Origin of the sequence: Actinomadura meyerae, from assembly GCF_900188445.1 — a bacterium.
Classification (GTDB): Bacteria; Actinomycetota; Actinomycetes; order Streptosporangiales; family Streptosporangiaceae; genus Spirillospora; species Spirillospora meyerae.
In genome coordinates this window covers 274,161-286,563 of sequence record NZ_FZOR01000005.1, presented here as the reverse complement: position 1 = coordinate 286,563, position 12,403 = coordinate 274,161, and the positions used below count along the sequence as shown (strand labels likewise).

The window sequence follows — 12,403 nt, the reverse complement described above, 5'->3', positions numbered from 1 at the left end:
GACAACCTCATCTAGCAGGAGCTTCACTCATTCGCAGCCCACTTCCGTCACCCACGACGAACCTGTGACCTGCACACTCAGGTTGGAATGGGCTCACGGTCTCTTTCCTGATCGACGAACCGAAGGTTGATGTGGTCGAGGTCCCACTGAAGACGGACGCGTGTTGCGGTGGCGTATGCGTTTTTCGATACGCTCGCGATACACACTCCGGGAAGGCGCAGGTCGAGGCCGTCAGCGGCCGAACCGGCCTGGGCGGGTAAGGAAAGTGCCGTTGTTCGAGCGGTTTCTGGAGCGTGCGGGGCTGCCCGCCGATGCCGGTCTGGGAGACGTCGTCGCGGGCGTCCAGGCCATCCGGTACGGCCGGCCGCGCGAGCGCACGGCCGCCGGTGTCCTCACCGACTGGGTCGGGACTTGTTCGACCAAGGATGCTCTGCTCTTCGAGATGGTCGGTGAGCGCTGGCCCGAGTCGACTCCCCGCCTCGTCCACCGCGTGTACCGCGCCGAGCGCGCCATGGGACGGCCGGTCAGATATGCCGCTGGGCTGCGGCCCCGGCGATGATCACTCGGTCGGCACGATGCGGCCAGGGAGAAGGCCGTTCCGGAACGCGCGCATTGCGACCCGCGCGTCCGAGAGCCGTTCATCGCGGCACTGTCCCAGGCGCAGCCGTAATCGTGCCCACTGTGCCGCTCGGCGGCCGAAAAACTGTAAGCCAGGATCTTCGGCGCCCGGATCGCCTGTGGCGTAGCGCGTTCCGGCAGAGTCGGGCGTCATGGATTGCGTCTTCTGTGACCTGCTTCAGTCGGACACTTCGCAGTGGGTTCTCCGCAGCCGGACGGTCGCCGTCCTGGCGCCGCTGGACCCGCTGGCTCCCGGGCACATGCTGGTCATTCCGACAGCCCATTACGACGACATCTTCGCCATGCCGTCCGGCCTGCTCGCCGAGACCATGGCGATGGTCCAGCGCCTGGCCACGGCGATGCGCACGGCCTTGGGAGCGGGAGGAGTCAATCTCCTCCACGCGAGTGGACCGGGCTCGGAACAGTCCGTCCCGCACATGCACCTGCATGTCGTTCCCCGATGGCAGGGCGATGGCTTTTCCACGTGGCCGGCTGAACGGTCCCGCCACCGCCTTGCCGTAGATCCCGGTGCGGTGCTCGGCGCCGTCCTGGCTTCGGGCGGCGATGGCGACATGCCGGCCGGTGAGGATGAGCGCGGGACTTGAGCGGGGTGGTTCGATGCCGCAGGCGTCAGGGCCCGGTCAGCGGCCGAACTTGGCGATGGCCTCCGGGGTGACCGGGGTGAAGAAGTTGACGAGGTTGCCGTCCGGGTCGCGGAACAGCAGCGCCCGGTTGCCCCACGGCATCGTGGTCGGCTCGGTGACGAACTCGCCGATGTGGCCGGTCAGGTTCGCGTGGACGCGGTCCACGTCGTCGACGAGGAACTCGATGATCACGCTGTGGTTGTCGGCGGGACGGGACGAGCCCGGCGCGAACAGCGGGACGGTGCGGGTGCTCGCGATCGCGAGGGTCGCGTGGCGGGTGCGGATCTCGGCGAAGTCCTCGGTGGCCCAGTCCGCCCGCACGCCGGTGACCTTCTCGTAGAACCCGACGAGGCGGGCGACGTCCTCGGTGATGACGCGGATCGAAACGAAGTCCATGGCGGTTCCTCCTGGAGTCGCGGTGTGCCTTGGTGCTTCGCACGTTAGGCGGGATAGTGGACAGAATCGGTCCACTATTCGTCATAGGCTCGCCGGCATGTCCCGACCCACCGGCCGCGTCCTCACCCTCCTCGAACTGCTCCAGTCCGGCGGCACGCGGACGATCGCCGAGCTCGCCGACCGGCTCGGCGTCGAGGGGCGGACCGTCCGGCGGTACGTCGACCAGCTGCTCGACCTCGGCGTTCCCGTCGAGGCGGTGCGCGGCCGCTACGGCGGGTACCGCCTCGCCCGCGGGCACCGGCTGCCGCCGCTGATGCTCAACGACGACGAGGCGCTCGCCGTGCTGCTCGGCCTGGCCGCCGGACGGCGCGCGGGTCTCGGCACCGCGGCGGGGACCGCGAGCGAGACGGCGGCGGCGAAGATCCGGCGGGTACTGCCCCCGGCCCTCGCCCGCCGGCTGGACGCGGTCCAGGAGTCGCTCGCGTTCACCGGGCCGTCCGGCGGGGCCGCCGCGCCGGACACCGGGACGCTGCTCACGCTCGCCGACGCCGTGCGCCACCGCCGTCCCGTCTCGTTCCGGTACCGCGACCGGGAGGGACGCCGCGCCGACCGCACCCTGCACCCGTACGGGATCGTCAGCCATTCGGGCCGCTGGTACGTGACGGGCGAGGACACCGGGGTCGGCGAGAACCGCACCTTCCGCCTCGACCGGATCACCGACGCCCGCACCCTGCCCGGCACCTTCGAGGAGCCCGCCGGGCCGGACCCGGCGGAACGCGTCCTGTCCGGGTTCGCCACCGCGTCCTACCGGTACGAGGTGACCTTGCGCATCCACGGGACGGTCGAGCAGATCCGCGCGCGCTTCCCCGCGTCCATCGCGGTCTTGGACGGGGCCGACGACCCCGCGGCCGAGCGCTGGCATCGCGTCGAGATGCGGGTCGAACGGCTCGACTGGCTGCCCGCGCTGCTCGCCTCGCTCGACCGGCCCTTCGCCATCGAGCGTCCGGACGAACTTCGCGTCCTCGTCGGCGGCCTCGCCGACCGGTTGGCCGAAGGAGCCCGCCGTCCGCCCCCCGACTGAAGCGTTTCGTGTGCTGCGGCTCGGGTTGCTTGACTCGGTGGCACCGCACTCGGGACGATAGATCAAACCGTTTTGATGGAATGCGACGGAAGGTCGCCGATGCCGCCCGAACCGCACCCTGAGCCCGGGGCCTCCGGGACGGCGTCCACGCCACCGGGCGGCGGTGAGCTGGCGCGCCGGCTGGGCACCGGGGACGCGGTGATGATCGGGCTCGGCTCGATGATCGGGGCGGGGGTGTTCGCCGCGTTCGGTCCGGCCGCGCGCGCCGCAGGGACGGGGCTCCTGGTCGGGCTGGTGCTCGCCGCGGTGATCGCCTACTGCAACGCGGTCGCCTCCGCGCAGCTCGCGGCGGCCTATCCGACCTCCGGCGGGACCTACGTCTACGGCCGCGAACGCCTCGGCGACTGGTGGGGATTCACCGCGGGGTGGGGGTTCGTGGTCGGGAAGACCGCCTCCTGCGCCGCCATGGCGCTCACCTTCGCCGCCTACGCGGTACCGGGCCCCGGGTGGGCGCAACGCGCCGCCGGGGTCGCGGCCGTGCTCGGCCTGACCGCGCTCAACTACCGCGGGGTGACCAAGACGGCGCTGCTCGCCCGCGTGCTCGGCGTCATCAGCCTGATCGCGCTGGCGGTCGTGGTCGCGGGCATCGCGGCGTCCGGTCACGCCGGTACCGGGCGCCTGGGCGGCTGGTCGTCGCTGGGGACCGGCGGTGCCTACGGCATCCTCCAGGCCGCCGGCCTGCTGTTCTTCGCCTTCGCCGGATATGCCCGCATCGCCACCATGGGGGAGGAGGTCCGCGACCCGCGTCGCACCATTCCCCGGGCGATCCCGCTCGCGCTGCTCATCACCGTGGCGGTCTACCTGGTCGTCGGGGTCGCGGCGCTGCTGGCCGCCGGACCGCAGCGGCTCGCGTCCGCGACCGCGCCGCTGGCCACCGCCCTCGACGCCGCGGGCGCCGGCGGCCTGGCGCCGGTGGTGCGGGCGGGCGGCGCGGTGGCGGCCCTCGGCGCGCTGCTCGCACTGATCGCCGGGATAGGACGCACCAGCCTGGCCATGGCCCGCCACCGCGACCTGCCGGGCCGGTTCGCCGCCGTCCACCCCCGCTACCGGGTGCCGCACCGCGCGGAGACCGCCCTGGCGGTCGTGGTCAGCGTCCTGGTGGCCACCGTCGACCTGCGCGGAGCGATCGGCTTCTCGTCCTTCGGCGTCCTGGTCTACTACGCCATCGCCAACGCGGCGGCGTTCACCCAGCCGGCGTCCGACCGCCGCTGGCCGCGCGCGCTCAACGTGCTCGGCGTCGCCGGGTGCCTCACCCTGGTCGCCACCCTGCCCTGGCCGTCGATCGTGGCCGGCGTGGGCATGTTCGGCATCGGCCTTGTGGGACGTTTGCTGATCCGGCGCCACCGCGGCCCGGTGCAACCGCCCGCTGCGTAGACGGGACGGCTCGGAGTTAAGCGGAATGCTCGGTCCCGGGACGGCCGTCGGTCTTGTCGGCCGTCCCGGGAAAGGCCGGTCAGAGCGCGTGCAGGTTCAGGCTGGTGCAGTTGTTGTTGGGGTCGTAGACCCACGCGTCCATCACGCGGCTGAACACGTTGCTGTAGCTGTAGTTGCTGGGCAGCCAGCCGAGCTTGGAGTAGTTGTAGGAGCCGTCGGCGTACCGGTTCCAGACGCTGATCGGGCCGGAGGCGCGGTTCCAGATCGAACCGACGTTGTCCTGCCACACCGTTCCCTCGAAGCGCCAGCCCTCGCACACGGCGTAGTTGCCGCCGAAGGCGACCCACCAGCCGGTGTAGCCGGTACCGGTCCAGAGGCAGACGTGGTAGTTCTGGCAGTCCGCGGGGCTCGCCAGGCGCACCGCGGTCGCGCCGCCGACGCGCTTGACGACGCCCGAGGTGTCCGCCTTGCCCGGCTGCGGGGGTGCGGCGGTGGCGGCGGGAGCGCCGGCGAGTAACGACCCTCCCAGCACCACCGCGGCCGTCCCGAGGATGGCGGTGACTCGTCGGGTACGGGTTTTCGACGTGGACCGATGGCGCATCATCTTTCCTTTCCGAGATGCGGAAGCGATGGGAAGGCGGTCGTCCGTCTTCCTCTGCTGAAGAGGATGCAGCCGGTTATGGATTCTGTCGTTATGTGCAAGTGCACAATGGTTTAGTCTGCGTGCACTGAATTCGGGATGAATGATCTAGTGAGTGTTGATTGAGGGGGGGTGAGATGCCGTCGGCCGTCGATATGGATTATCTTCCGCTAAATAACGCCCGAGTCGAGCAATTCGCGGGCTTGTGCGACTCGATGCCGGAGGTCGGGGCGGCCCTCGGCCTCCAGTTCATCGAGGATGGCGCCGGCGCGCCGCTTGTCCGTCCCCATCAGTTCGAGCACGGTGGACTGGAGCGTGTCCTGATCATCCCCGAGGTCCCGGGCGGACGCCTCGATCAGCAGCGGCAGGACGTCGATCCCGCCGAGGCCCGCCAGCGTGTCCGCGATGACGTCCCGGCCGTAGAAGTCGCCGGTATCGAGGAAGCGCCGGAGTTCGGCGGTCAGCCGGGGCAGCAGGGACGTGTCGCCGCTCGCCGCGATCTCGTCCACGACCTGGTAGGCCAGGGTGCTGTCATCGTCCGGATCGTCGATGTATCGCAGCAGTTCGTCCACCTTCGCCATGGCGGGACACTACTCGTGCCGGAGCGTCCGCCCGGGTGAGGACGCGCGGTGCGTTCAGGCGTGCTCGCGCTCCGCCCGCCGCTGGACCAGTTCCTCGACCGCGCTCGGCAGGGTCGTCTCGAAGTCGATCAGCTTGGCCCAGGTCGGGGTCACGACGATCCGGACCATGCCGTCGCTGTAGAGCGAGCGCACCTCCGCCTCCCACTCGACGCGCTGCTCGGGCGTCATCTCGTAGGTGGTGTTCGCCTGGAGGTACTCGTCCGGGATGCCGTCGACGTGGTCCAGCTCGGCGCGGCCGCGGACGAGGAGGATCTTCGGCGGGTGCACCTCGGTGTCGATCGTCAGCGCGACCATCGGGTTCTCGCGCAGGGACCGGAGCTTCGGGGCGTTCGTCGACGTGCACATCACGATCTCCGCGCCGTTCCAGGCGAAGGCGATCGGGACGGCGCGCGGGGTGCCGTCCGTGGCGACGTAGGCCAGCCGGGCCAGGTCGCGGTCCAGCAGCTCCCGGCTGAGCGGCCGGTTCAGGATCTCGGCGATCTCGTTCGGTCCCATGGTGGTTCCTCCGTGTCGTTCAGTGGACGGCGCGCGGCCGGTCATGGCCGCTCGTACCCCTGGGACGGAGCCGACGCCAGGTTCTCGACATCGGTCGCGGGATCAGTTCACGAGAGCGCGCAGACCGAGCAGTCCTCCGAGCTCGGGGACGGCGACCGGGGACTGCGGCCGGGCCTCACGTGGGAGCTTCTGCCTGGTAGACGGCGGTGGCGGCGGTCCCGATGATGCGCGCGATGTCCTCGGTGGTGCGGGTCTGGTCGCGGGTGGCGAGTGCGTCGTAGGTTTCGAACGACGTGAGTTGCCAGATCACGTCGATCGTGGCGTCGCCGGGGGTTCCGGCGAACCGGCCGAGCAGTTCGATGAGGGCGGTGCGGCGCATCTCGTCGCGGTTCCGCAGCAGGCGCTCCAGGTCGTGGTCGAGGAGGGCCATGCCGCGGAGCCTGCGCAGGACCGTCCGGTCGCTCGCCCAGAAACGGCAGAACGTCCCGGCGAACGCGGCGAGGGCCTCGGTGTCGGCGGAGGCGGTGAAGGCGTCCGCCAGGCCCATGCCGGCCTGCTCGGCGAGCGCGTCGAACAGTGCCTCCAGCAGCCCTGACTTGGACCCGAAGGCGTTGTAGACGCTCTGCCGGGACACGTCGGCCGCCTTGGCGACCGCGTCCACCGACAGCCGGGGCGTCGCGTCGCCCGCCAGCAGGGCGCGGGCGGCGTCCAGGATGCGCCGCCGCGTCTCCTCGGCGGCGGCCCGGCGCTTGTCGGACCGGTACTCGCGAGGGCTCATGTCCTTGACCGCTCCAGATATTGGATTTACAGTCTGTCCAAAGAACTCTAGCAGTCCCCGTATCCGATGAGAAGGAGCAGGTCATGAGCAGTGAGCGTCCCCTGAGCGGCCGGGTCGCCATCGTCACCGGCGCGAGCCGCGGCATCGGCGCGGCCACCGCCCGCGCGCTGCACGAGGCGGGGGCGGCCGTCGTCCTCGCCGCCCGGGACGGTGCCGCGCTGTCGCGGCTCGCGGCGGAGATCGGCGCCGGCGGCGGCCGCGCGCTGGCGGTCCCCACCGACGTGACGGACCCCGACGCGGTCGAACGGCTCGTCCAGCGCGCGGTCGGGGAGTTCGGACGGCTGGACGCGGCGGTCAACAACGCGGCCGGGGGCGGCCACCCGCCCACGCCGCTGGCCGATGTCGCCGTCGCCGACTTCGACACCGCGCTGACCGTCAACCTGCGCGGGGTCTTCCTGTGCATGAAGCATCAGATCCCGGCCATGCTCGACACCGGCGGCGGTGCGATCGTGAACATGGCGTCCACGGCGGGCCTTCAGGCGGTCGGCGGGCTGGCGGGTTACGTGTCGAGCAAGTTCGGCCTGATCGGGCTGACCCGGTCGGCGGCGCTGGACTACGCCGAGGCCGGGGTGCGGATCAACGCGCTGGCCCCGGGCCCGATCCACACCGAGCAGTTGGAGCGCGCCGGGGAGCAGGCGCGGGCGATGGCCGGGCGGGCGATGCCGATGCGGCGCATCGGACGCCCCGACGAGGTCGCGGCCGCCGCCGTGTGGCTGTGCTCGGACGCGGCGTCGTTCGTCACCGGCGCGACCCTGCCGATCGACGGCGGCAACCTCGCCGGGATGGCGCCGTTCGGCCCCGGGCCCGGCAAGGCTCCCGGGCCAGGCAAGGCTCCCGGGCCCGGTAAGGCTCCCGAGCGGTCGGCGCCCTGATCGATCCGGGCTGCGAAAGTCTCCTTCTGGGAGCCGCCGGTTCGTCCGTGACGTGGCGAAGTATGCTCCTCCGCAACGGGCGGCCGATCAAGGAGGCGGGCAGTGGTCGAGCGGCACGGCGCGCCCCCGCCGATCCGGCTGGACGTCGGCCTTCCGGCGGCCATGTGGGGCCTCTGGCTGGGATGCCTCGTCCCGGTGGTCGCCCTGCTGAGCGTGGTGATGGCGGCGGTCGGCTGGATGCTCCTCTCGTCGGAGGAGAAGGCGCTCGCCGTCCTGGTGCTGCTGCCGTTCCTGCTGCTCGACGGGTTCATCGGCCTGCTGCTGGTGCAGCACTACCGCACCGCGTACTGGCTCGACGGCAGGGTGCTCGTCCGGAGGGGCATCCGGGGCCGGAGAAGGTACGACCTCACCGCCGCCCACGTGAGCGCGGACACCGCCCAGCCGGTCTGGACGAACTGGCGCGGCGGCGTCCTGCCCCGCCTGGTCGTCCAGGTGGGCGGGCACGCGCCCGCCAGGATGTGGCTGCGCGACCCGGCCCGCGGCGGTGCTCTGCTGCCCCCCGCTCAGCTCGCCGCGCTCGCGCAGGCCATCGATCCGGGCCTCCGGCACCCGGTGGCCAGGAGGCTCTGGGAACTCGCCGCCGACCCGCTCCGCGGCGCCCTCTGAGAGGGGCGGCGCGTCCGGCAAGTGCGGGCCACGTTTTCGTCTCGTGCGTTCCAAAAAGTTTGATCTCTGGTTGCGGTTGACCGTGCAACGGGGACCTTCTGGGGCATCCACGGACAACCCGGACATCGACCGGGTAGGTGAGGAGGGTCTTATGACCAGCAGAACGGCCCACGACACCGGCCCGAGCATGATGCCGCGCCCGCATCTGCGGTCCGGGTGGCTGACGTTCGCGGGCACCCTGGCCATGGTGATCGGCGCGTTCAACGTCATCGACGGCCTGGTCGGCCTGTTCAACGACGACTACTTCCTCGTCACCGCCAACCAGATCATGGTGTTCGACTACACCGCCTGGGGCTGGTTCTGGCTCGTCGTCGGCGCCGTCCAGCTGGCCGTCGGCGCGGGGATCCTCGCCGGACGGACGTGGGCGCGGGCGACCGGCGTGCTGTTCGCCGTCCTGGTCGCGATCGGGCACCTGGCGTTCCTGCGGGCGTTCCCGCTCTGGTCGGTGCTGACCATCGCGATGAGCGTCCTGCTGATCTACGCCCTCACCGCCCCGCCCGCCCGCGCACGCGGGTAGCGTCGCTCGCCCGGTCGGCGTCCCCAGTGGTCGCCGCCCAGGACGGGAGCCAGGCCGGTTCGGGAAGCGCGGGCTGGTTCCTCAAATGGGCGATGAGCCCGCGCAGCCCCGGATGAGGGTTCGTGCTGGGGAGAAGCAGCGACAGCGGATACGCCAGCGCCGGATCCACGATGGGGATCCGGCGCAGGTCGTGCGTGGCGGGCCAGATATACCGGTCGCGCGACCCGACCAGGGTGGCCGCGTCCGCCGAGTCGGCGAGGGTGTCCAGGAGCACCTCGTCCCCGAAGTGCGGGCCCGCCGCGTCGACGCGAAGGTCGAACTCGGTGGCGAGCTGGTCGTAGAACTCCGCCCATTCGCTCCAGGGCGCGATGCCCGGAACCCAGATCCGGTGCCCGCGCAACTGCCGCGGCGTCAGCCGGCGTGCCCCGGCGAGCGGATGCCGCGGGCCGACCAGCAGCTCCAGCGGGAAGTCGAACGCGCGGATCATGCGCACGCCGGGCGGCAGCGCCGCCGGGTCGGTGACGGTGCGGAACGACGCGTCGACATCGCCCGCCTCGACGGCGGCGACCGCCACGCGCGGGTCGTTCACCCGGAGGACGACCACATCGAGGTCGGTACCGGGACGCGACCGCCAGTAGTCGTGCAGGACGGCCGCCTGCGCGCTCCGCAGGCCGAGGACGTCGACGCGGAGGGCGCGTGAGCCCGGCCGGACGGCGGCGATCGCGCGCTCGACGCCCGCGACGACGCTCCGCGCGTGGGGCAGGAACGCCTGGCCGTCCAGCGTCAGCTCGACGCCTCGTGCGGTGCGGGTGAACAGCCGGACGCCCAGCGCCCGCTCCAGCGCGGCGATCCGCTTGGAGACCGCCTGCTGCGTCACGCCCAGCTCGTCGGCCGCGTGCTGCAACTGCCCGAGCTCGGCCGCCCGGACGAACGAGCGCAACGCCTTGGTGTCCACGGGGTCACCCTAGGGGCGCACAACCGCTGGTTGTGGCTCGGGGAAAGGTCGTTGTTTGATCGCGGGTCCGCGCCGCTGGTGTGCTTCCGGCGTCCAGACGTTCGGTTGCCACTGGGAGTCCTGTGCGCGCGAGATTGGGGCCCGGCTTCGGGTGGCTGTGGTCGGCCTATGCCGTCAGCACGTACGGCACATGGATCGCGTTCGGGGCGTTCCCGCTCATCGCCGTCCAGGTGCTGGACGCGTCCGCGTTCGCCGTCTCGCTCCTGGAAGGCGCCGGGCTCGCCGTCGCGGCGGTCGTCGCGGTGCCGCTCGGGCCGTGGATCGAGCACCGGGCGAAACGTCCCGTGATGGTGGCGATGGACGTGGTCCGCTTCGCCGCCATGGCGAGCATCCCGATCGCGTACCTCCTCGGCCTGCTCTCGTACGGCCAGCTGCTGGCCGTCTCGGTGCTCTGCGGGACGGCGGGCATCGCGTTCACCGCCGCGTCCGGCGCGTACCTGAAGCAGCTCGTCGAGCCGCGGCTGCTCCTCGTCGCGAACGGGCGGTTCGAGGGGACGAACTGGGTGGCGACGGCGGTCGGCCCGCCGCTCGGCGGGGCCCTCATCGGCGTGCTCGGCCCGGTCGTCACCGTCACCGCCGACGCCTTCAGCTACCTGCTGTCCGCGCTGGGCGTCCTGCGCATCCGGGACGAGGAGCCGGCGGCGGCCCCGCACGGTGCGGACGCCCGGCCGCGCGCCGCCGATCTGCTGAACGGCTGGCGGTCCCTGTTCGGCGAGCCCGTCCTGCGGCGCCTGTTCCTCAACGCGATGGCGGTCAACGGCCTGATCATGGCCACCGGGCCGATCCTCGCGGTCCTCCTGCTCGGCGAGTACGGCCTCCCCGCCTGGCAGTACGGGCTCGCGTTCGGCGTCCCGGCGCTCGGCGGACTCGCCGGCGCCCGCCTCTCCGCGCACCTGGCCGCCCGCCGCGGGCGGTACCGCGTCATGCTCGTTTCCGGGTGGCTGCGCTCGGTCTTCCCGCTCGGGCTCGCGCTGACCGGCCCCGGCGTCCCCGGCCTCATCACGGTCATCGTCGTCGAGACTTTGATCATCGTCAGCATGGGGGTCTTCAATCCCATCGCCGCGACCGAGCGCCTGGAGCGCGCGCGAGCCGGGCGGGTCGCCCAGGTCCTCGGGGCGTGGAGCGTCAGCAGCAAGCTCTCCCAGGCGTCCTTCATGGTGCTGTGGGGCGCGGTCGCGTCGCTCACCGGGCCCCTCGCCGCCATCGCGATCGCCGGGGTCCTCCTGCTCGCCACCCCGCTCCTGCTCCCGGCGCGGGCGCACATGGACACCCGACCTGGGACGACGTCCGGGACGGGCGCCCGGCCACCCCGAGACACCGAACAAATCAGAAGAAAGTAGCGGATAGTGACCCCATCGCCACGGTCCAGTACCTACGATCTTGCTATCCCCCACTCGTGCGCGAGGGTGCGCACGGCAAGGAGACATCCCCCGTGAAGTTCAGCTACGCCATGCTCCCCGACTACCCCGTGACGGAGTCGCTGGCCTCGATCAAGCTCGCCGACGAGCTCGGGTTCCACGCCGTGTACGCGGCCGACGAGCCGTGGCACAAGGACCTGTGGCTGCTGTTCGCCGCCGCCGCGGCGAGCACCTCGCAGATCCGCCTCGGCCCGTCGGTGTCCGCGGTGACGCTGCGCGAGCCGTCCCTGATCGCCCAGGCCGCCGCCACGCTGGACGAGCTCACCGGCGGCCGCGCCGAGGTCGTCCTCGGCAGCGGCAACTTCGGCGTCCTCGCCCAGTACAAGATCGACTGGGCGAGGACCAAGCCGCTCACCCGGGTCAAGGAGGCCGTCGCCGTCGTCCGGACCCTGCTGGACGAGGGCACCATCACCCGCGACGGCGAGTTCTACTCCTACGACGGCCTGTTCACCTTCGCCCGGCCCGTCCAGGAGCGGCTGCCCGTCAAGATCGGCGCGATGCGCGGGCCGAAGTCGTTCGAGGCGGCCGGTGAGCTGTCCGACGGCGTCCACCACGCGCTCAGCTACTCCCGCGAGGCGTACGAGTACGCCGTCGAGCACGTCAAGGCCGGCGCCGAGCGCGCGGGCAAGGACTGGCGGACGCTCGACATCGGCGCCTGGGTCGTGTTCGCCGTCGGCCCCGACTCGGCCGCGGCCAAGGAGGCGGCCCGCAGCATGGTCGGCCTCTACGCGTCCGCGATGCCGGCCGAGCAGCTGGAGCGCAACGGCGTCGACCCGGCCGACATGGCCCCGGTCATCGAGGCCATCGGCGCGGGCGACCTCGCCAAGGCCATCGAGCTGACCACGCCCGAGATCACCGAGCGGCTGTCGCTGGCGGGCACCCCGGACGAGGTCCGCGCCAAGATCGAGAGCGACATCGCGCCGACCGGCGTCAACCACATGATCTGCGCGATCACCGACCCCGGCCTGGTGAAGACCTTCACCGGCCGCGACCTCACCGGCGTCCCCGGCGTCGACGGGCAGCTCCGCCTCATCCACGAGCACCTGATGCCCGCCTTCAAGTAGGCCG

At 71.7% G+C, this 12,403-nt stretch carries 15 protein-coding genes; 9 read left to right on the top strand and 6 right to left on the bottom strand.

Annotated elements, in window-relative coordinates:
* The first annotated feature begins 271 nt into the window (after positions 1-271).
* Both CHF16_RS08350 and CHF16_RS08345 read left to right on the top strand, forming a co-directional pair.
* Positions 272-559, top strand: coding sequence for a hypothetical protein (locus CHF16_RS08350; protein WP_143227912.1), 288 nt, complete (start codon positions 272-274; stop codon positions 557-559).
* Positions 560-770: 211 nt separating this feature from the next.
* The gene (locus tag CHF16_RS08345; RefSeq protein WP_089325330.1) at positions 771-1,223 is read left to right on the top strand and encodes an HIT family protein; all 453 of its coding nucleotides are present in this window, start codon (positions 771-773) and stop codon (positions 1,221-1,223) included.
* Between the two features lie 36 nt (positions 1,224-1,259).
* Here the strand turns inward: CHF16_RS08345 and CHF16_RS08340 are convergent, their stop codons facing one another.
* Positions 1,260-1,658, bottom strand: coding sequence for a VOC family protein (locus CHF16_RS08340; RefSeq protein ID WP_089325329.1), 399 nt, complete (start codon positions 1,656-1,658; stop codon positions 1,260-1,262).
* Positions 1,659-1,755: 97 nt separating this feature from the next.
* Here CHF16_RS08340 and CHF16_RS08335 point away from each other — a divergent pair, with 97 nt between their 5' ends.
* Positions 1,756-2,739, top strand: coding sequence for a helix-turn-helix transcriptional regulator (locus tag CHF16_RS08335; protein WP_089325328.1), 984 nt, complete (start codon positions 1,756-1,758; stop codon positions 2,737-2,739).
* Positions 2,740-2,838: 99 nt separating this feature from the next.
* Entirely contained in the window at positions 2,839-4,173 is a 1,335-nt protein-coding gene (locus tag CHF16_RS08330; protein WP_089325327.1) for an APC family permease, read from the top strand.
* Positions 4,174-4,252: 79 nt separating this feature from the next.
* Here the strand turns inward: CHF16_RS08330 and CHF16_RS08325 are convergent, their stop codons facing one another.
* From CHF16_RS08325 to CHF16_RS08310, 4 genes are all read right to left on the bottom strand, one after another.
* Positions 4,253-4,774, bottom strand: coding sequence for a peptidase inhibitor family I36 protein (locus tag CHF16_RS08325; protein ID WP_179271437.1), 522 nt, complete (start codon positions 4,772-4,774; stop codon positions 4,253-4,255).
* Between the two features lie 209 nt (positions 4,775-4,983).
* A complete protein-coding gene (locus CHF16_RS08320) occupies positions 4,984-5,394 on the bottom strand; it encodes a hypothetical protein (RefSeq protein WP_089325325.1) in 411 nt (136 codons plus the stop codon).
* 54 nt (positions 5,395-5,448) lie between these two features.
* Positions 5,449-5,949 (bottom strand): pyridoxamine 5'-phosphate oxidase family protein, encoded by a 501-nt coding sequence (locus tag CHF16_RS08315; protein ID WP_089325324.1) that lies wholly within the window; start codon positions 5,947-5,949, stop codon positions 5,449-5,451.
* Positions 5,950-6,124: 175 nt separating this feature from the next.
* Positions 6,125-6,727: a TetR/AcrR family transcriptional regulator gene (locus CHF16_RS08310; RefSeq protein WP_089325323.1), complete on the bottom strand. Its 603-nt coding sequence runs from the start codon at positions 6,725-6,727 to the stop codon at positions 6,125-6,127.
* Positions 6,728-6,810: 83 nt separating this feature from the next.
* Between CHF16_RS08310 and CHF16_RS08305 the strand changes: the two genes are divergently transcribed.
* From CHF16_RS08305 to CHF16_RS08295, 3 genes are all read left to right on the top strand, one after another.
* Positions 6,811-7,659, top strand: a complete 849-nt coding sequence (locus CHF16_RS08305; protein ID WP_089325322.1) for an SDR family NAD(P)-dependent oxidoreductase — start codon at positions 6,811-6,813, stop codon at positions 7,657-7,659.
* A gap of 102 nt (positions 7,660-7,761) precedes the next feature.
* Positions 7,762-8,325: a hypothetical protein gene (locus tag CHF16_RS08300; protein ID WP_089325321.1), complete on the top strand. Its 564-nt coding sequence runs from the start codon at positions 7,762-7,764 to the stop codon at positions 8,323-8,325.
* 151 nt (positions 8,326-8,476) lie between these two features.
* On the top strand, positions 8,477-8,902 hold the full coding sequence (locus CHF16_RS08295) for a DUF7144 family membrane protein (RefSeq protein WP_089325320.1): 426 nt from the start codon (positions 8,477-8,479) through the stop codon (positions 8,900-8,902).
* Here CHF16_RS08295 and CHF16_RS08290 read toward each other — a convergent pair.
* Entirely contained in the window at positions 8,871-9,857 is a 987-nt protein-coding gene (locus CHF16_RS08290) for a LysR family transcriptional regulator (RefSeq protein WP_089325319.1), read from the bottom strand. The two genes, CHF16_RS08295 and CHF16_RS08290, sit on opposite strands and share 32 nt — an antisense overlap.
* A gap of 122 nt (positions 9,858-9,979) precedes the next feature.
* On the opposite strand from CHF16_RS08290, the gene CHF16_RS08285 reads away from it, so the two are divergent.
* Complete coding sequence (locus tag CHF16_RS08285; RefSeq protein ID WP_089325318.1) at positions 9,980-11,257, top strand: MFS transporter; 1,278 nt, start codon at positions 9,980-9,982, stop codon at positions 11,255-11,257.
* Between the two features lie 92 nt (positions 11,258-11,349).
* Positions 11,350-12,399, top strand: a complete 1,050-nt coding sequence (locus tag CHF16_RS08280) for an LLM class flavin-dependent oxidoreductase (protein ID WP_089325317.1) — start codon at positions 11,350-11,352, stop codon at positions 12,397-12,399.
* Positions 12,400-12,403 lie beyond the last annotated feature (4 nt).

Coding starts and splice junctions, on each gene's coding strand:
- CHF16_RS08345 (WP_089325330.1), top strand. CDS start 771: ATGGATTGCGTCTTCTGTGACCTGCTTCAGTCGGACACTTCGCAGTGG.
- CHF16_RS08340 (WP_089325329.1), bottom strand. CDS start 1,658: ATGGACTTCGTTTCGATCCGCGTCATCACCGAGGACGTCGCCCGCCTC.
- CHF16_RS08335 (WP_089325328.1), top strand. CDS start 1,756: ATGTCCCGACCCACCGGCCGCGTCCTCACCCTCCTCGAACTGCTCCAG.
- CHF16_RS08330 (WP_089325327.1), top strand. CDS start 2,839: ATGCCGCCCGAACCGCACCCTGAGCCCGGGGCCTCCGGGACGGCGTCC.
- CHF16_RS08325 (WP_179271437.1), bottom strand. CDS start 4,774: ATGCGCCATCGGTCCACGTCGAAAACCCGTACCCGACGAGTCACCGCC.
- CHF16_RS08320 (WP_089325325.1), bottom strand. CDS start 5,394: ATGGCGAAGGTGGACGAACTGCTGCGATACATCGACGATCCGGACGAT.
- CHF16_RS08315 (WP_089325324.1), bottom strand. CDS start 5,949: ATGGGACCGAACGAGATCGCCGAGATCCTGAACCGGCCGCTCAGCCGG.
- CHF16_RS08310 (WP_089325323.1), bottom strand. CDS start 6,727: ATGAGCCCTCGCGAGTACCGGTCCGACAAGCGCCGGGCCGCCGCCGAG.
- CHF16_RS08305 (WP_089325322.1), top strand. CDS start 6,811: ATGAGCAGTGAGCGTCCCCTGAGCGGCCGGGTCGCCATCGTCACCGGC.
- CHF16_RS08295 (WP_089325320.1), top strand. CDS start 8,477: ATGACCAGCAGAACGGCCCACGACACCGGCCCGAGCATGATGCCGCGC.